At 68.6% G+C, this 16,850-nt stretch carries 23 protein-coding genes, 1 other RNA gene and 1 pseudogene; 17 read left to right on the plus strand and 8 right to left on the minus strand.

Features of this window, described 5'->3' with window-relative positions; genetic code table 11:
- Position 1 precedes the first annotated feature (1 nt).
- The 4 genes from IM777_RS06630 to IM777_RS06645 are packed head-to-tail and all read left to right on the plus strand — an operon-like array spanning position 2 to position 1,580.
- A complete protein-coding gene (locus IM777_RS06630) occupies positions 2-202 on the plus strand; it encodes a hypothetical protein (protein ID WP_071042990.1) in 201 nt (66 codons plus the stop codon).
- A 4-nt stretch (positions 203-206) separates the two neighbouring features.
- Positions 207-617: a TadE/TadG family type IV pilus assembly protein gene (locus IM777_RS06635; protein WP_228480982.1), complete on the plus strand. Its 411-nt coding sequence runs from the start codon at positions 207-209 to the stop codon at positions 615-617.
- A complete protein-coding gene (locus IM777_RS06640) occupies positions 592-1,113 on the plus strand; it encodes a TadE/TadG family type IV pilus assembly protein (protein ID WP_194385009.1) in 522 nt (173 codons plus the stop codon). The genes IM777_RS06635 and IM777_RS06640 overlap by 26 nt, the downstream gene beginning before the upstream one ends.
- Positions 1,110-1,580, plus strand: a complete 471-nt coding sequence (locus IM777_RS06645; protein WP_194385010.1) for a pilus assembly protein TadG-related protein — start codon at positions 1,110-1,112, stop codon at positions 1,578-1,580. Before IM777_RS06640 ends, IM777_RS06645 begins: the two co-directional genes overlap by 4 nt.
- Positions 1,581-1,649: 69 nt before the next feature.
- Here the strand turns inward: IM777_RS06645 and IM777_RS06650 are convergent, their stop codons facing one another.
- From IM777_RS06650 to IM777_RS06665, 4 genes are all read right to left on the minus strand, one after another.
- Entirely contained in the window at positions 1,650-2,042 is a 393-nt protein-coding gene (locus IM777_RS06650) for a VOC family protein (protein ID WP_272872950.1), read from the minus strand.
- A gap of 1 nt (position 2,043) precedes the next feature.
- Positions 2,044-2,322, minus strand: coding sequence for an ArsR/SmtB family transcription factor (locus tag IM777_RS06655; RefSeq protein ID WP_194385011.1), 279 nt, complete (start codon positions 2,320-2,322; stop codon positions 2,044-2,046).
- Between the two features lie 276 nt (positions 2,323-2,598).
- Positions 2,599-2,952 (minus strand): hypothetical protein, encoded by a 354-nt coding sequence (locus tag IM777_RS06660; protein WP_228480983.1) that lies wholly within the window; start codon positions 2,950-2,952, stop codon positions 2,599-2,601.
- Positions 2,953-2,960: 8 nt separating this feature from the next.
- Positions 2,961-4,235 carry an MFS transporter gene (locus IM777_RS06665; RefSeq protein WP_194385013.1) on the minus strand — a complete coding sequence of 425 codons (1,275 nt, stop codon included), beginning with the start codon at positions 4,233-4,235 and terminating at the stop codon, positions 2,961-2,963.
- 101 nt (positions 4,236-4,336) lie between these two features.
- On the opposite strand from IM777_RS06665, the gene prfB reads away from it, so the two are divergent.
- The 11 genes from prfB (at position 4,337) to ssrA (ending at position 12,181) form a co-directional block, all read left to right on the plus strand.
- Positions 4,337-5,449, plus strand: coding sequence for a peptide chain release factor 2 (gene prfB / locus IM777_RS06670; protein WP_194385014.1), 1,113 nt, complete (start codon positions 4,337-4,339; stop codon positions 5,447-5,449).
- Between the two features lie 60 nt (positions 5,450-5,509).
- Positions 5,510-5,803: a DUF4287 domain-containing protein gene (locus IM777_RS06675; protein WP_194385015.1), complete on the plus strand. Its 294-nt coding sequence runs from the start codon at positions 5,510-5,512 to the stop codon at positions 5,801-5,803.
- 103 nt (positions 5,804-5,906) lie between these two features.
- Positions 5,907-7,034: a cell division ATP-binding protein FtsE gene (gene ftsE / locus IM777_RS06680; protein WP_194385016.1), complete on the plus strand. Its 1,128-nt coding sequence runs from the start codon at positions 5,907-5,909 to the stop codon at positions 7,032-7,034.
- Positions 7,031-7,948 (plus strand): permease-like cell division protein FtsX, encoded by a 918-nt coding sequence (ftsX, locus tag IM777_RS06685; RefSeq protein WP_071043013.1) that lies wholly within the window; start codon positions 7,031-7,033, stop codon positions 7,946-7,948. Before ftsE ends, ftsX begins: the two co-directional genes overlap by 4 nt.
- An 81-nt stretch (positions 7,949-8,029) precedes the next feature.
- A complete protein-coding gene (gene smpB, locus IM777_RS06690) occupies positions 8,030-8,506 on the plus strand; it encodes an SsrA-binding protein SmpB (protein ID WP_071043015.1) in 477 nt (158 codons plus the stop codon).
- Positions 8,507-8,600: 94 nt separating this feature from the next.
- Positions 8,601-8,750, plus strand: coding sequence for a hypothetical protein (locus tag IM777_RS06695; protein ID WP_176759355.1), 150 nt, complete (start codon positions 8,601-8,603; stop codon positions 8,748-8,750).
- 121 nt (positions 8,751-8,871) lie between these two features.
- Entirely contained in the window at positions 8,872-9,696 is an 825-nt protein-coding gene (locus IM777_RS06700) for a DUF4397 domain-containing protein (protein ID WP_071043017.1), read from the plus strand.
- An 8-nt stretch (positions 9,697-9,704) separates the two neighbouring features.
- The gene (locus IM777_RS06705) at positions 9,705-10,343 is read left to right on the plus strand and encodes a class F sortase (RefSeq protein WP_194385017.1); all 639 of its coding nucleotides are present in this window, start codon (positions 9,705-9,707) and stop codon (positions 10,341-10,343) included.
- Positions 10,344-10,356: 13 nt separating this feature from the next.
- Positions 10,357-10,932 carry an RNA polymerase sigma factor gene (locus tag IM777_RS06710; RefSeq protein ID WP_228480984.1) on the plus strand — a complete coding sequence of 192 codons (576 nt, stop codon included), beginning with the start codon at positions 10,357-10,359 and terminating at the stop codon, positions 10,930-10,932.
- A complete protein-coding gene (locus IM777_RS06715; RefSeq protein ID WP_194385018.1) occupies positions 10,919-11,695 on the plus strand; it encodes an anti-sigma factor in 777 nt (258 codons plus the stop codon). The genes IM777_RS06710 and IM777_RS06715 overlap by 14 nt, the downstream gene beginning before the upstream one ends.
- A gap of 116 nt (positions 11,696-11,811) precedes the next feature.
- Positions 11,812-12,181, plus strand: a transfer-messenger RNA (tmRNA) gene (gene ssrA / locus IM777_RS06720).
- Between the two features lie 213 nt (positions 12,182-12,394).
- On the opposite strand, the gene IM777_RS06725 is transcribed toward ssrA, so the two are convergent.
- The 4 genes from IM777_RS06725 to IM777_RS06740 form a co-directional block, all read right to left on the minus strand.
- Positions 12,395-13,561, minus strand: coding sequence for a tyrosine-type recombinase/integrase (locus IM777_RS06725; protein ID WP_194385019.1), 1,167 nt, complete (start codon positions 13,559-13,561; stop codon positions 12,395-12,397).
- 233 nt (positions 13,562-13,794) lie between these two features.
- Complete coding sequence (locus IM777_RS06730) at positions 13,795-15,075, minus strand: MFS transporter (protein ID WP_194385020.1); 1,281 nt, start codon at positions 15,073-15,075, stop codon at positions 13,795-13,797.
- Positions 15,076-15,277: 202 nt separating this feature from the next.
- Positions 15,278-15,547, minus strand: coding sequence for a hypothetical protein (locus tag IM777_RS06735; protein ID WP_194385021.1), 270 nt, complete (start codon positions 15,545-15,547; stop codon positions 15,278-15,280).
- Between the two features lie 53 nt (positions 15,548-15,600).
- Positions 15,601-15,927, minus strand: a complete 327-nt coding sequence (locus IM777_RS06740; RefSeq protein WP_194385022.1) for an ArsR/SmtB family transcription factor — start codon at positions 15,925-15,927, stop codon at positions 15,601-15,603.
- Between the two features lie 183 nt (positions 15,928-16,110).
- Between IM777_RS06740 and IM777_RS06745 the strand changes: the two are divergent.
- Positions 16,111-16,395, plus strand: a pseudogene (locus IM777_RS06745) (metal-sensitive transcriptional regulator).
- A gap of 46 nt (positions 16,396-16,441) precedes the next feature.
- On the plus strand, positions 16,442-16,798 hold the full coding sequence (locus IM777_RS06750) for a heavy-metal-associated domain-containing protein (protein WP_194385023.1): 357 nt from the start codon (positions 16,442-16,444) through the stop codon (positions 16,796-16,798).
- Positions 16,799-16,850 lie beyond the last annotated feature (52 nt).

The raw sequence follows: 16,850 nt of genomic DNA on the forward strand, positions 1-16,850 counted from the left end.
GATGTTGCGAATCTGGAGCCGCTTCGAGGTCGCCGTGCGTACGCGCATTGCCGACGCCCTGGAGGACGAGACCGGTGACGTGCCCGGCTGGGTGCTGATCACGCTCATGACGGCCGGGCTCGTCGTGGTGATCTGGGCGCTCGCGGGTCCGGCGCTGGCCGGTCTGTTCGAGCAGGCGATCAACCGCGTGTCGGGTCTCTGACCCGGTGACGAGGCTCCGCAGGCGCATCGCGGCCGCCCTCGCGGATGACACGGGTTCGGCGCCGGTCGAGTTCGTGCTCGTCGGCGTGCTCCTGACCGCCCTCACGCTGGCCGTGCTGCAACTCGGCGTCGGACTGTACGTGCGCAACGTCGTCCACGACGCCGCCGCCGAGGGCGCGCACCGCGCGGCGCTCGCCGATACGACGCTGGGCGAGGGCGCTGCGCGCACGCGTGAGATCGTCTCGCGAACGGTCGGGGCGGAGTACGCCGCCGACGTCGATGTCACGCAGACCTCCCATCTCGGACACCCGGCGGTTGCGGTGACCGTGCGCGCGACGCTGCCGCTGGCGGGTCTGTTCGGCCTGCCCCACGGGATGGAGGTGACCGCGCATGCGCCCCTGGAGAGCTTCGACTGAGCCGCGGTCCACGGCGACGCCCGCAACGGCTCTCAGGTGGCTGCACGCGAGGGCGACGCGTGTCGTCGCGGACGATGCCGGCTCGGCGGCGCTGGAGTTCATCGTGGTCGGTCTGCTGATGCTCGTGCCGCTGATCTACCTGGTGATCACGTTGTCGCTCGTTCAGCATCAGTCGCTCGGCACCGAGGCCGCTGCGCGTCATATCGCGCGAGCGATCTCGACGGCCGAGGATGCCGGCGCCGCGGCCGGTCGGGTCGAGCGGGTGCTGGCATCGGTCGTCGACGAGTACGGCATCGATCCGGCCGCGGTGCGCGTCGAGGTCGGATGTCGCCCGGCCGGTGACTGTCCGCAAGCCGGCGCCCTGGTGGTGGTCACCGTGTCGGCGACCGTCGCGCTTCCGCTCGTTCCCGATGTGCTTGGGCTGGATCGCCTCGCCAGCGTGCCGGTCGAGGCCACCTCCGCGCAGAAGGTGTCGCGAACGTGGAGTGCGGGATGAGTCGCGCATCGTGTGAGGTCACGAAGCCTCGTGGGGGAGGGTCGGCTCGATGGCGCCGCGCAGCCGCGGGCGAGGAGGGCAGCATCCTGCCGCTCACCCTCGGCTACGTCGTCCTCGCCCTCGTCTTGGTGCTCGTGTGCGTCGACGCGACGAGCCTCTACCTCGCGCAGAAGCGCGTGGACGCGCTCGCCGACGGTGCCGCACTCGCGGGCGCCGACGGGTTCGTCTTCACCACCGTCGGGGGCGAGCCGACCGCGCGGCTGACCGATGCTGCGGTCGCTGAGCAGGCGTCCACGTTCCTCGGGGCGCTCGGCTCCGACGCGGCGATCGTGTCGGCGGGCTCACCCGACGGGGTATCCTCGCGAGTCACTGTCGCCGGTGTCTGGCATCCACCCGTCGTGACCCTGTTCGTCCCGGACGGAGTGCGTCTGGAGTCGACAGCGACCAGTCGCACCGTGCTCCGCTGACAAGCGAGTCGATGACGGGCCGGCGTGGGTGTGGCGGTGTGCGCCGTGTGCGGTCAGGCGAGGCTGCGGTCAGGCGGGACTTGTGAGCTGGATGAGGTTTCCGCACGTGTCGTCGAGCACGGCGGTGACGACCGGCCCCATCGCCACCGGCGCCTGCGTGAACGTCACCCCTCGCCCCGACAGCGCCGTGTGGCTCTCCCTGACGTCGTCGACGGTGAACGAAGCGGCCGGGATCCCGTCGGCCACGAGCGCCGCGCTGTACGTGCGCGCAGCCGGGTGTGCGTCAGGCTCGAGCAGAAGCTCGGGCCCCGACGGATCATCCGGGCTCACGACGGTGAGCCACCGGTGCTCGCCGAGGGGGATGTCGTTCTTCGCGACGAAACCGAGCACACCCGTGTAGAAGGCGAGGGCCTTCGACTGGTCGTCGACGAACACGCTGGTGAGGTTGATGCGGATGCTCATGTCAATCCTTCGCTGGTATCGGCCACCGTTCCGTGATCTCACGGAACGGCTCGGTGTGGAGGTGGTGGATCTTGGTGCGCCCGACCCTCGCGGAACTCACCAGCCCGGCGGATTCGAGCACCGCCAGGTGCTGCGAGATCGCCTGACGGCTCGAGTTCACGCCATGAGTCATGGTGAGCCGGCTGCACAGTTCGAACAGGCTCTGCCCATCGGCACGCGCGAGTTCGTCGAGGAGGAGCCGGCGCGTCGGGTCCGCGATCGCCGCATAGATGTCGGCCACGCCGATCACAATAGGCAAGTGCTAGCTTGCCTGTCAAGGCGCTGATAACTCGCTCGCGCCGCTGTTGTGCATCAACTCAGGCTGGAAGCGGCGCGAGCTGCCGACACGCCTCTGGTGCGCGGCCCGATCCGGTGGCCAGCCTGAGTTGTGGCACGGCGGTGGCGGCAGACACAGCGGAGTGGTCCGGTACGGCGGCGGGAGCCGAGGCGGCGAGATGGCGGGAGTTGGAACGGCGGGAGCCGGGATGGCGGCACGGCGGGGCGTCAGGATCCGCGCTCACCAGCCGATGGTGTTGAACCAGTCACGTCGGCGGAGGGCCTCGGATGCCGGTTCGGCCGGATCGGAGGTGTCGTGCGCGGCGAGGGTGTCGTTCACGAGTGAGACGAACCGGAGGCAGACCGGGCAGAGGGCACGGCCGTGGGGCCATCCGTCGGCCAGAGGCGTGGCGGCCCGGCCCTGTGCGCCGGACCCGGCACAGCGGAGGGGGTCTGCCGCGGCACCGGCCCACAGGATCGCGCGGTGCCGGTGCAGACCGGGGTGATCCAGCGGCCGGGTGCATCGTCGCCCGCGATGGCGGCTGCGGCAGAAGTGCACGGTGCTGTGTGAGGACGCGCCCGTGCTGGACGGCACGTCGGAGCTCATCGCGACCTCGGCACGAATCGCGGCACCCACCGCACGAAGGCGCCGGCTCCGGCGAATGCGATCAGGCCGACGACGCCGACGGCGACCGGGAGGGATGCCGCTGCGGTGACCGCCGAGACGAGCAGAGGGCAGGCCGCGCCGCCGGCGTCGGTGAGCGTGCGCCACGACCCGAGGAACGGGGCGGGATCCGTCGGGGGAGCGACATCGGCACCGAGCGTGAGCAGGATGCCGCTGGACAGCCCGTTGCCGACACCGAGCACGGCGGCGAACATCGCGAACCACATCGCGGACTGCGCGCCGTCGTGGGTGACCGCGAGAGCGGCGAAACCGGCGCCCATCAGCACCATCGACGGAAGCGCCGCCCACAGACGCCCGAAACGGTCCATCACCTGACCGCTGGCGTAGAACAGGGCGAAGTCGATCGCGCCGGAGATGCCGACGACGAGGGCGATGGTCTGCGCGTCGAGCCCGATCGACACGCCCCACAGCGGCAGCACGACTTGCCGGGCCGATCGCACGGCGGAGAGGGACGCCGCCGCGAGTCCGAGCCGCGACAGCACGACGCGGTAGCGCCACATCGTCGCGAACACCCCCTGTCGCCCGCCGACCGGGATGGTCCCGGAGACGGGTTCGCCGGTGTCCTCGCGGTCGCCGTCTTCGTCGGTCCTCACCCGCGGGCGACCGCGCTCGGGCACTGCGGTCTCGGGATCGGGGCCGAACAGCACCAGCAGGATGGTCGCGATCAGGCACGCGCCGAAGAACCAGATGGCGGCATGCTCGTCCCCGAAGACAGCCAGCAGGCTCGCGGCGATGAACGGACCGACGAACATGCCGAGACGGAATGTCCCGCCCAGCAGCGACAGCGCGCGTGCCCGGAACGACAGCGGCACCCGTGTGGTCATGAACGAGTGGCGGGCGAGGCCGAAGGCGGCGGCGCAGAGTCCGATGACGAAGACGGATGCGGCGAAGACCGGCAGTACCGGGGCCAGGGCCATCGCCACGACTCCCGTGAGTCCGATGAGCCCCGCAGCGGCCATCGTGATCCGTTCTCCGAATCGCGCGACGGCGTAGCCGGCGGGGATGTTGCCGGCCAGTTGGCCGATGACGAGTGACGAGGCCACGAGCGCGCTCACCGCGACGTTCGCGCCGAGTTCTGCGGCGATGACGGGGATGAGCGGGATCACCGCTCCTTCACCGAGGGCGAACAGCAGTGTGGGGCCGTAGATCATCGGCGCGAAGCGCGTGAGGATGCGTCCCGCGGATTCGGCCATGGTGCTCCCGACGATACCGCGCCACGGGCGCGCCCTCGGGGGAGCGGTCCCACGAGCGCGGATCAGCGGCAGCTGGCCCGACGGCGGTAGGCTGGAGCGTCATGCTTGAACTCGATATGTCCGCCGACATCCAGGCCCTGCGCTCGACCTTCTCCGATATCAAGGCCGTCGTCGATGTCGACGCGCTCGAGAAGGAGATCGCCCGGCTCAGCGACGCCGCCGCCGCTCCCGATCTCTGGGACGATGTGGAGAACGCGCAGAAGGTCACCAGCGCTCTCAGCCACCGTCAGCACGAGCTCAAGCGCGTCACCGAGGTCGAGAAGCGCATCGACGACCTCGAGGTTCTCGTGGAGCTCGCTGTCGAGATGGACGACGAGGATTCCGCCGAGGAGGCACGTCACGAGCTCGCTGAACTCGAAGACGTCGTCAACCAGCTCGAAGTCCAGACGCTGCTGGACGGCGAGTACGACGAACGCGCCGCGGTCGTCACCATCCGATCCGGTGCCGGCGGCGACGACGCGACGGACTTCGCGGAGATGCTGCTGCGCATGTATCTGCGCTGGGCGGAGCGCCACGGCTACTCCACCAAGGTCATGGACACCTCCTACGCCGAAGGCGCCGGGATCAAGTCTGCGACGTTCGAGATCGACGCCCCCTACGCCTACGGAACGCTGTCCGTCGAGGCGGGAACGCACCGGCTCGCCCGCATCAGCCCCTTCGGTGCCGCCGACAAGCGGCAGACGAGCTTCGCCGCCGTCGAGGTCATTCCGGTGATGGAGGAGGCGCAGGAGGTCGACATCCCCGAGAACGACATCCGCGTCGACGTGTTCCGCTCCTCGGGGCCCGGCGGTCAGTCGGTCAACACGACCGACTCGGCGGTGCGGCTGACCCACCTCCCGACCGGCATCGTGGTCTCGATGCAGAACGAGAAGTCGCAGATCCAGAACCGCGCTGCGGCGATGCGGGTGCTGCAGACCCGCCTGATGCTGCTGCAGAAGGAGGAGGAAGCGGCGAAGAAGAAGGAGCTCGCGGGCACCATCACCGCCAGCTGGGGCGATCAGATGCGCTCCTACTTCCTCTACGGCCAGCAGCTCGTGAAAGACCTTCGCACCGGTCACGAGGTCGGGAACCCCGCGACGGTGTTCGACGGCGACCTCGACGGCTTCATCGCCGCGGGAATCCGGTGGCGCAAGCGCAAAGACGACGACGACTGATATCTCGGCCGCTTCGGCGGTATCCGCTAGCCTTCGCATGACCGCATCGGAGGAGTCACCATGTCGTTCCAGGCGTATCTCGACAACATCGAGGCCAAGACCGGTGTCACGCCGCGAGAGTTCATCGTGAGGGCGACCGAGAGGGGCTTCGGACCGGAGACCAAGGCGGCCCCGATCCTCGCCTGGCTGAAGGACGAGTACGGCCTCGGCCGCGGACACGGCATGGCGCTCGTGCATGTGATCACGAAGGGCGAGCGCATCGATGCGAAGCACGTCGGCACAGACGGTTCGCACCGCGACGCGGTCGACACGCTCTGGCTCGACGGTGCGGCCTCGAATCCACATCCGGGGTGATGGCCGGTGATCGTGACCCCGTTCCTGTTTATTCGTTATGTGACGGGCGAGCCAGGGTGTCGCTGAGGGTGTGACGGATGCGCTCGCCTAGGCTCGTCTCGCCATGATCCGGTTCGAGAACGTCACCAAGCGCTATCGCGGCACCAAGAGCCCCGCGCTCGACAACGTCGACTTCGAGGTGCTCCGCGGCGAGTTCGTCTTCCTCGTCGGCGCGTCGGGATCGGGGAAGTCGTCGTGTCTGCGCCTCATCCTGCGCGAGGAGGTGCCGAGCGACGGTCGCGTCGTCGTGCTCGGACGTGACCTGCGCACGCTGTCCAGTCGCAAGGTTCCCTACTTCCGCCGTCACGTCGGCGCCGTGTTCCAGGACTTCCGCCTGCTTCCGGGCAAGACCGTCTTCCAGAACGTCGCCTTCACCCTGCAGGTGATCGGCTCCTCCCGCGCCTTCATCCAGCAGGCGGTGCCGGAGGTGCTCGCCCTGGTGGGCCTGGCCGGCAAGGAGAAGCGGATGCCGCACGAGCTCTCGGGAGGAGAGCAGCAGCGCGTGGCCATCGCTCGCGCCCTGGTGAATCGTCCGCAGGTGCTGCTCGCGGACGAACCGACCGGAAACCTCGACCCCGGCACCTCGATCGACATCATGCGGCTGCTGGCCCGCATCAACGCCGGAGGGACGACGGTGGTCATGGCCACGCACGAAGCGAACTTCGTCGACCAGATGCAGCGCCGCGTGATCGAGTTGAAGAACGGTGCGATGGTTCGGGACGACAGTCACGGCGGCTACGGCGACACGTCGGGCCTGCCGACCCTCGCGCCCGAGCCGGTGCGCGGCGCGGCCGCGGTGGCGGCGCTCACCGAGGTCCTCGAGGTGCAGCGTGAGGCGGCGGCCTCCATCGCCCGCCGCGCGACCCCCGCCGCTGCGGATCCCTCGACACCGGTGGCTCCCGCTGCCGCGCCGGCGCCCGAGCCCGCTTCTGCGGCCGAGCCGGTGACGCCGGCCGTCGCCCCGGCGCGCCCTGCCGCATCCGTTCCCGAACCGCAGACGACCGGGGTCGCGCCCGTCGCCGAGACGCCGGCAGCCCCATCGGAGGCCGAACCGGGATCCGAGGAACGCCGGCACCGCACGCAGCCGGTGCCGGTCATCGACATCGCCGAGGTCGAGGTGGAGGAGCTGGGTGTCGCCGACCGCCTCGGTCTCGGCAAGGGCGATCAGGACGAAGTGGGGCCGACGTCGTGAGATTCCGTCTGGTCCTCGCCGAGGCTCTCGGCGGGCTGCGCCGCAACGCCTCGATGGTCGTGTCCGTGGTGCTGGTCACCTTCGTCTCACTGACCTTCGTCGGCGCGGCGATGCTCATGCAGATGCAGATCGGAACGATGCGCGATTATTGGGTCGATCGCGCCCAGGTCGCGGTGTACATGTGCACATCGGTCTCGCAGCAGACGGCCACCTGTGCCGACGGCGTCGCGACGGAGGACCAGGTCGCGCAGGTGGAGGAGACCCTCGACGGTCCCGCGCTGGCGCCTCTGATCCGCGATGTGCGCTTCGAGGACCAGGATGAAGCGTACGCGAACGCCTTGGAGCTCCTCGGCGAGGACTACGCGAACATCATCTCGCCCGAGCAGATGAACCAGACCTTCTGGATCAACCTCGTCGACCAGCGTCAGTCCGACGTGCTGATCGAGGCCTTCGCCGGCATGGACGGCGTCGAAGAGGTTGCGGATCAGCTGCAGTACCTCGACCCCCTCTTCTCCGCGCTGACCGTCGCGACCTACATCGCGGTCGGCATCGCGGTGCTCATGCTCGTCGCCGCGGTGCTGCTGATCGCGACGACCATCCGGCTGTCGGCGTATGCCCGACGACGAGAGCTCGGCATCATGCGCCTGGTGGGCGCGTCGAACCGGTTCATCCAGACGCCGTTCGTGTTGGAGGGCGTCTTCGCGGCGTTGCTGGGTTCCGTGCTCGCCAGCGGCGCCGTGCTCGCCGGAGTGCACTTCGGCGTCGAGGACTACCTGCGCGGGCGCGTGGAGTTCGTCACGACGTGGGTCGACGTCGGCGATGCCCTGCTGGTGGTGCCCGTTCTCATCGTGATCGGCGCCGTGCTCGCGGCCCTCTCGGCGAGCTTCGCGATCCGGCGCTGGCTGCGCGCCTGACCGCGCCCGAGCACGGCGTGAGACGCTTGCTAGACTGATGGGCTGCCGTCTCGAGCGGCATCCGTCATACGAGGAGTCATCATGGTCCGGGAACGCGGAGAGAAGGTCGTCGCGACCAACCGTCGCGCCCGCCACGACTACACCATCGAGAAGACCTACGAAGCGGGTCTGGTGCTCATGGGCACCGAGGTGAAGTCGCTGCGCGAGGGGCGCGCGAATCTCACCGACGGCTATGCCTTCATCGACAAGGGCGAGGCGTTCTTGGATGCGGTGAACATCCCGCAGTATTCGCAGGGCCACTGGACGAACCACTCCGCCAAGCGCACCCGCAAGCTGCTGCTGCACAAGGACGAGATCGAGCGTCTCGGCCACGCGGCGTCGGCCGGCGGCTACACCCTCGTGCCGCTGCGTCTGTACTTCAGCGACGGCCGCGCGAAGGTGGAGATCGCGATCGCCAAGGGTAAGGCGGAGTACGACAAACGTCAGACGCTGCGCGAACGTCAGGACAAGCGCGAGGCCGAGCGGGCCATGCGCACCCGCAACCGCCTCGGCGAGTGACCCGCTCGGGCTGACGGGTCGCCCCTCACGGGCGGGTCACAGGTTGGCGGCGAAGGTGGACGCGATGCCGACGGTCACGATAACGTGACCCGCGATGAAGACCTCCGCGCTGAAGATGCTGGTTGCCACCGTCGCGGTCGCGGTCGTCGCCGGCCTCGCCGCCGTCGCGTCGGCGACCGTGATCGCCCCGATGGTCGCCGGCACGACGTCGGATGAGGCCCCGTCGCTTCCCGCAACCAGATAATCGCCTCCGCCACGCCGGCGGCGAGCGAAATATCCGCCACCTGCATCCGAATCGCACACCCTCCCGGAACACATAGGCATGAGGCGGTGCCCAGCCGCCCGTGATTCCAAGGAGGACTATCGTGCGTAAGACCCTCGCAGCGGGTATCACCGCCGGAGCGATCGCCGCTTTCGGTCTGGCAGCCCCCGCGTACGCCATCTCGGACACCACCGCTGACCTGTCGGTGCTCCATGGCATCCCCGACACCCCCGTCGACGTCTACGTCAATGGCGAACTGACCCTCGACGACTTTCAGCCCGGCGACCTCGCCGGCCCGCTCGACCTCGCGGCGGGCGATTACGAAGTCGCTCTGACGGCGACCGATGCGGCCGACGCGAGCGACCCCATCCTCGGTCCCGTCAGCGTCACCCTCGAAGCCAACACGAGCTACACCGCGGTGGCCCACCTCACCGAGGGCGGCGAGCCGACGGTCACCCCGTATGTGAACGACATCTCCGAGACCGCTCCGGGAGAAGGCCGACTGACCGTACGCCACGACGCCGCGGCGCCCGCTGTGGATGTGCTCGTGGGAGGCACCGCGGTGATTGAGAACCTCGCGAACCCCGAGGAGGCGACCCTCGATCTCGCCGCGGGAACGATCGAGGCATCCGTCGCTGCGACCGGCACCACCGACCCGGTGATCGGACCGGCCGACGTCGCCGTCGAAGAAGGTGTGCTCACCATCGTCTACGCGTGGGGCAGCCTCGAGGACGACAACCTCGACCTCGCCGTGCAGACGATCGACGGGCTCCACTCGGCTCCCGACGGTGTTCCGTCCGGCTCCGGCGGCCAGCTGGCCGAGCGCGACGCGATGATGCAGACCCTCCTGATCGTCGGCGCTTTCGGTGTCGCTGCGGCGATCGCCACGTCGGCCGTGGTCGTCTCGCGCAAGCGGGCCGAGCGCTGAGAACCCGCATGATCCGCAAGGCGATCGCGACGGGCCTCGCCCCCGTCGCGATCGTTCTTGCCCTGGCCGGGTGCGGACAGGAGTCGGTCACCGAATCCCCCACGGTGACACCGGCACCTGTCCGCACTTCGGCGGCACCCGCACCGACGGCGTCGGTCGACGTGCCGGTCGCGGCGGCGACCCCCTCGCCGCCGCGGCGCGCGGTGCCTCCGACATCGGTCAGCATCGCGTCGATCGGGGTCGACGTGCCCGTGGTCGACGTCGGCGTCGAGGAGGGTGGGTTCATGGAGCTGCCCGAGGATCCCGCGATCGCCGGCTGGTACCGGTGGGGGTCCGATCCGACGAGTGAGACCGGCAACACGGTCATCTCGGCGCATGTGGATGCCCCCGGCTACCCGATCGGGCCGTTCAGTCGCCTTCGCGACCTCGGCGCAGGGGAGCGGATCGAAGTCGCGGACGCCGACGGAGTCGTGCATCCGTACGTTCTCGAGAGCGTCACCTACTACCCGAAGGCGGAGCTGCCCGTCAACGAGCTGTTCTCGCGGGAGGGAGAGGGAACACTGGTGCTCATCACCTGCGGCGGGGCGTTCGACTCCGCCACCGGCCGGTACCAGGACAATGTGGTGGCGATCGCCGCACCCGCCTGAGACGATCGAGGTGGTGACCCGAGAGGCAGGGGGTGGCGTTGTGGATCCCGACGAACGCGACCTGTGCGAGCGGTTCCGCAGAGGTGAGGACCGCGCGCTCGAAGAGGTCTACCGCCGCTGGTCGGCGGTCGTCTTCACCCTCGCGCTGCGCTCGCTCGGTGATCGAGGCGATGCGGAGGATGTCACCCAGAAGACCTTCGTCTCGGCCTGGACATCGCGGGAGAGATACGACCCCGACAAGGCGAAGCTGTCGACATGGCTGGTGACGATCTGCCGGCGGCGGATCGCCGACACGCATGAGGCGCGAGCGCGGGTGAGGCGGCTCCAGGAGGAGATGCAGCACTACACCGATCCCGACAGCCTGGTGGGGTCGGAGATCGACCTGGCCGACAGGCTCCTGCTGGCGGACGAACTGGACCGACTGGAACCGGACGCGCAGAAAGTCGTGAGGCTGGCGTTCTACGACGACCTCACGCACGACCAGATCTCCCATCGGCTGGACATGCCGTTGGGTACCGTGAAGAGCCATATCAGGCGAAGTCTGAAGCGACTGCGAGAACGACTGGAGGTGAGTCATGTCGCATCTTGATGCCGAGAGGCTGGCGCTGATCGCGCTGGGCGAAGACGCCGATCCCGATGAGTCGGCTCATCTGCAGGAGTGCAGCCTGTGCGCGACGGAGTTCACCGAGCTCAGCCGTGCCGTGCTGGTGGGACGCTCGACGCTCACCGTCGGCGACCTCGAGGCGCCGCCGGCTCGCGTGTGGGAGCGCATCGCCGCCGAGGTCGGAATGGCGGCCGCCTCGGCGCCCGACGTCGACACCGACAGCGCCACGATCGATGTGGCGCCCGCGGCGGACATCGTCGACGGCCCGGCGGCGTCGGATTCAGACGAGACGCCCGAACCGAAGCGGGGAACGCGACGCTGGACGAAGGTCGTCTTCGCGCTGGCCGCGTCGGTGGCCGCCGTTCTGGTCGTGGTCGGGGTCACCTCGATCCTCCGCCCGGCGCCCACGGAGCTTGCCGCGGCCGCTCTCGACGCGTTCCCGGGTCACCCTGGTGCTGCCGGCACCGCGGTCGTCGTCGAGGACCCGGATGGTGAGCGTCGGATCACGGTCGAACTCGACGCGGATGCCGCCGGCACCGACGCCTACCGCGAGGTGTGGCTGATCACCGCCGACGCGTCGGCGATCGTGAGCCTCGGTGTGCTAGAGGGATCGGAAGGCACCTTCGCGATTCCTGACGACGTCGATATCGACGAGTACGTGCTCGTGGACATCTCCGAGGAGCCTCTCGACGGTGATCCCACGCATTCGGGCGACTCGATCGTGCGCGGCGAGCTCGAATCGGTGTGACGTGCGGGAATGGCGGATGCCGCGCATCCGTTGTATTCTGATGTGCTCGGATTCCATCGGATCCGAGCTTGGCAACTCCACAGTGTGACAACGGTCCTTCGCACGAAGGAACGCACGGGGATGATCGGTTTCGACATCGTCTGCGTAACTGCGTGAAGCGGGCCGAGGATGCAGGGTTATCTCGTGAACGCCCCCTGCAAACCAATAACTGCCGATAAGAAGCAGTCTGACTTCGCCCTCGCTGCGTAAGCGAGCCCGATAGTCCGTCAGTCCGTGCGTGATCCCGTCACGGGTACTGGCGTCATCTAGGGATCTTGCTGCGTGACGGCGTCTGGACGTCACGCGGGACTCTTTCCAGGCTGGGCCCGTCGACTTAGGTGTCTGTGACAAAGGTCGGGGCCGAGCAGAACGTCTGCACAGACTGCGCCCGGAGAAGCCGCAGCGACCCAGCGATGGACGGGGGTTCGATTCCCCCCATCTCCACTGCCGCTGTCACGGAGTTGAAGCCCCGCGATCCCTTACGAGAGTAGGGATCGCGGGGCTTTTCTTCGCCCGTGGATGAGCGGCGCGATACCGAGTCGCCCACAAATCGCCCACAAGCTTCTGGCGCATATAGGTCGAAAAGCGTGTCCGAAAGCCGCTAGTTGCAGTTCATGCGCCGTCGGTCGTTGAGCGAGCGCAGCGAGACGAAACGCCCCGTCAGGTCTCCCAGAGCCGCGCGACGTTCGCGTTGAGCCCACCCTGATTCATCCGTTCGGCCACGTCGGCGAGGTCGTCGTCGAAGAGGTCGGCGTAGGTGTCGAGCGTCATCGCCGCCGACTTGTGTCCCAGCATCCGCTGCACGGCCTTGACGTTCGCACCCGACGAGATCGCGAGGCTCGCGGCGGTGTGACGCAGGTCGTGCGGAGTCAGCCGCTCGATGTCGGCGAGGTCGAGCGCCGTGGTGAACCACGAGTTCACGCCGTGCTGCGTCTTCGCGCGGCGCAGATGCTTGCCCTGCAGATCGGTGAAGACCAGATCGTCGGCGCGCTTGCCGCGACACAGCTGCTCCAGCGGCTCTTCCAGGAAGGCCGGGAATGGCACCAGCCGGCGCTCCCAGTTCTTCGGTGTGCCGAGCACGATCTTGCCTTCGACCTCGACCGCCGCTCGCTGCACCTGAATTCGGTGTCTCGGGAAGATGATGTCGCTCACGTGCATGCCGATCGCTTCGCTCCACCGGAGGCCGCAGTACGAGAGCAGAAGGATCAGCGTCCTATGCGTGTCGTTGTTGGTCGCCTCGGCGAGGCGAACGACCTCGCTGTGGGTCAGGTAGCGACGCGGCTTCTGGGACTGTTTCGGGGGCAGATTCTGAGCGCCGCGAGCGACGTTTCGAGGGATGCGTCCGTCGCGCACAGCTGTGTCAAGGATGCCGGCGAGCACGCCGAGCGCGCGATAGACGACGCTTGCAGACCGGGGGCTTGCGCCGGCCTTCGCGCTCTTCGTCCGCGTCGTCGTCGCGGTGCCCTCCGACAGCTCTCGGATCCACTGCTCCACGTGCGACGCGCGAATGTCTCCGATCCGAACGTCGCCCCAGCGGGGGAGGACATACACCCGCCACGACGTGTTCAAGGAGCTGAACGAGGAAGCCTTGAGTGCGTGCTTCTTGTTGCGCAGCCACTCGACGCCCAGCGCTCCGACAGTGATACGCGCCTCACCGGGGTCGGTATAGGAGCCGTTCGAGCGCGAGACCTCGGTGTGCGCGAGGTAGAGCTCGGCGTCCTTCTTGGTGCGGAAGCCCTTCTTCTCGACCTGCTTCTGCTGGTCATCGCGCCAGCGCACGCGGTAGCGCTTGCCCGCCGCGATCTCGTACGCCGTGATGCTTCCCATGGGTGACCTCGGGGTCAGGGTAGCGCCGACCGCGGACGCTGGCGGGTGCGCTCGAGCTGCACCAGCGTGTCTTGCGGACAACTGTCGGTATTTGCATGATGGGCGACCGGTGACCTCGGGTAGTGGCCCGGAAGAGGTGGGTGGGGTACGGCCAGGATGGTGCACGATTGAGGCTCCGTCGTGCGCGCTCGGATCGGCGTCGGAGAGGGCGCGTTGGGAGCACCGCAGAGGGCTCAGGTGGCCGATGCTCCGTTGCGGTGTTGTGTGGAGAGAGTCTCGTACATCCTCCCGGCGACGATCGCGGCGACGACCGCGGAGATCGCTGCGGCGACCCACAGTGCGGCCTGCAGGCTGAGGAGGTCGGCGACGATTCCGCCGATGACTGCGCCGACGGCGTAGCCGAGGTCCCGCCAGACGCGGTAGACGCCGACGGCGCGTGCGCGCCACGCGGGGTGCGCGACGTCGCCGACGACGGCGAGGAGGGTCGGGTAGACCATCGCCGTGCCCAGGCCGAGAAGGATCGTCCCGGTGGCCCAGGCGCCGAGCCCGCTGCCCGCGCCGATGATGATCAGGGCGATGGCCTGGAGGGCCATGCCGCCGGTGACGAGGTGCTTGCGGCCGATGCGGTCCGACAGGGCGCCGGTGAACAGCTGCCCGATGCCCCACACGCCCGGGTACAGCGCGAACAGGAGCGCGATCTGCGCGGTGGAGAGGTCGCGGGTGGCGAACAGCAGCGGAAACAGCCCCCATGAGAGGCCGAAGTTCAGGTTGTTCACGAGCCCGGCGGCGCTCGCGGAGGCGAGGGCGGGTTCGCGGATGCTCGCGAGGAACCAGATTCGCCGGTGCGTCAGGTCCGCGTCCTGGCGGGGCCGGCTGGTGGCGGGTGCGAGCTGTGCGGCCTCGGCGCGAGCGTGCCCGTGGGTCTCCCGGACGAAGATGCCCGTGATGATGAGCGCGAGGGCGGTGTAGGCGATGCCGAGCAGGAACGGTGCGGGACGCAGCCCGTACTCGCTGGCGAGGTACCCGGCCAGGAGGGAGGAGACGGCGACGGCGCCGTAGCCGGCGGCTTCGTTCAGTCCCATCGCGAGACCGCGCTGGCGGGGGCCGACGAGGTCGATCTTCATGACCACGGTCGTGGACCAGGTCAGGCCCTGGCTCACCCCGAGGAGCGCGTTCGCGGCGACGACCCATCCCCAGTCGGGTGCCCAGATCAGCATCAGCGGGACGGGCACTGCGACGAGCCACCCGGCCAGGAGCACCGGTTTGCGTCCGAATCTGTCCGAGAGGGTGCCGGCGAACCAGTTCGAGATCGCCTTGGTGACTCCGAACACGGCGACGTAGCTGAGCACCATGGTGTATCCGGTGATCCCGAACACGTCGCGCGCGAGCAACGGCAGGACGGTCTGCTCTTGACCGACCATGCCCCCGACGAGTGCGTTCACGGCGACGAGCAGCGCGAACTGCGGAGCGTTCTCCCGCAATCCGAGGCGCGGCGGCGGCGTAGCGGCGGTCATGCGATTCGTCGCGGCACTCGTCTGCCCGCGGGCTTCCCGCTGGGTGCTCGGCGCGCGGAGTCCGCCATGATGGGCGAGCAGTCAGCTGCGGAGCGGGATGCGGCGGGGGAGGCGCCTGTTGTGCGGGGAGGCTGGGCGTAGTCGAACAAGGGGGGCCTCGTGGGTTGCTTCTGAGGGGTGGTCTCGAGTCGCAGTCGGGTCGTCAGGACTGTTGCGACAGCGAGGTGGTGGCAAGCTCGCTGAGGACCTCGTCGGGGGTGATGTCGCCGCTGATCCGAACCCTGCGGCGTCCGGGTTCGTCGTGCAGTTCCACATTGGTGATGCGCGAGACGAAGGTGTCGCCGCACCCGCACGCGCCGACGTTGCACGAGGCCACGAACGCGTCCAGTACCTCCAGCGGTGTCTCACGGGGGAGGAGCAGGTCGACGCCTCCGTCGACGGTGAGAGCAGTCGGCGAGATCTGGGCGGTCATCGGATGGTTCCCTTTCGGCTGGTGTTCGGGGTCGGCGGTGGGGGAGATCGAGATCACTCGGCTGGCTCGCCGCCGGCCAGACCTTGGAGGACGTCAAGAGCGTCGCGGATGCCCTCGGTCGCGAGGCAGTAGTAGACGTATCCGCCGCGCCGCTCCCCGACCACGAGACCGCGGTCGCGCAGGATGCGCAGGTGGTGAGACACGGTCGGCTGGCGTTCCCCGGTGGCCTCGACGATCGCGGTGACCGGCACGCACACGCCGTCCAAGGCGGTCAGGATCCGCAACCGGGTCGCGTCGCCCAGGGTGCGCAGGAACTCGGCCAGGGCGGACGCCTGGCCCGCCGCCATCGGCTCGTTCCCGCGAACGGGCGTCGTCTTCATCGTCACAGTGTGCTCCTCAAGGGCATAAGTATATCTACCTATCTAGATATACCCACATCGTGGGTGGGATGCGGCAATGGCTGTTTCCGTCGACAACAGGCTCTGACTCGGATCCGCCCAGTCGCGCCTCTTTATACCCCATACCCCTAGCGGGTACATTGGATGGTGCGACGGAGGTGCGGGATGGCACACGGATATTCGGGCGACAAGCAGGCGCTGCTGATGAGGTTGCGTCGGGCCGAGGGCCAGGTGCGCGGGATCGCGCGAATGGTCGACGAGGAGGCCTACTGTATCGACGTCCTCACCCAGGTCTCCGCGGTCACGTAGGCGTTGGAGTCGGTTGCGCTGACTCTGCTGGAAGACCACCTCGGACATTGCGTCGCGGAAGCCGTCGGCGAAGGCGGGCCGGTCGCGCAGGAGAAGCTGCGTGAGGCGAACGCGGCCATCGCGCGCCTGGTGCGCTCATAGAAGCGCGCATCTCACATTCACTCAACGCTCGCGAAGGGAGCACATCATGGCCGGACAGGGATTGCGGGACCTCGGACTGCGGTCGACCAACGGTGGCGGCTGCGCGTGCTGCAGCCCCACCTCCCACAGCACTGCGACCAAGGACGCGGCCGCCCTCGTTGCGGAGCCGATCGAGGGCGACGAGGCGTCGGCTCAGTTCCTGGTCGAGGGCATGACCTGCTCGCACTGCGTGCGCAGCGTCACCGAGGAGGTGTCCGCGATCGATGGTGTCTCCGGTGTCGACGTCGATCTGAAGGCGGGCGGCGTATCGACGGTGACCGTGACCAGCACGGCGCCGGTGGATGCGGTGCAGGTGCGGCATGCGGTCGAGGAGGCCGGGTACAGCCTTGCGTCCACGTCATGAGCACGGGTCGGTGATGCGGTCTCCACAGCAACGGGGTGACTCCGCGGGCTGT

Origin of the sequence: Microbacterium luteum (assembly GCF_015277875.1) — a bacterium.
GTDB lineage: Bacteria > Actinomycetota > Actinomycetes > Actinomycetales > Microbacteriaceae > Microbacterium > Microbacterium luteum.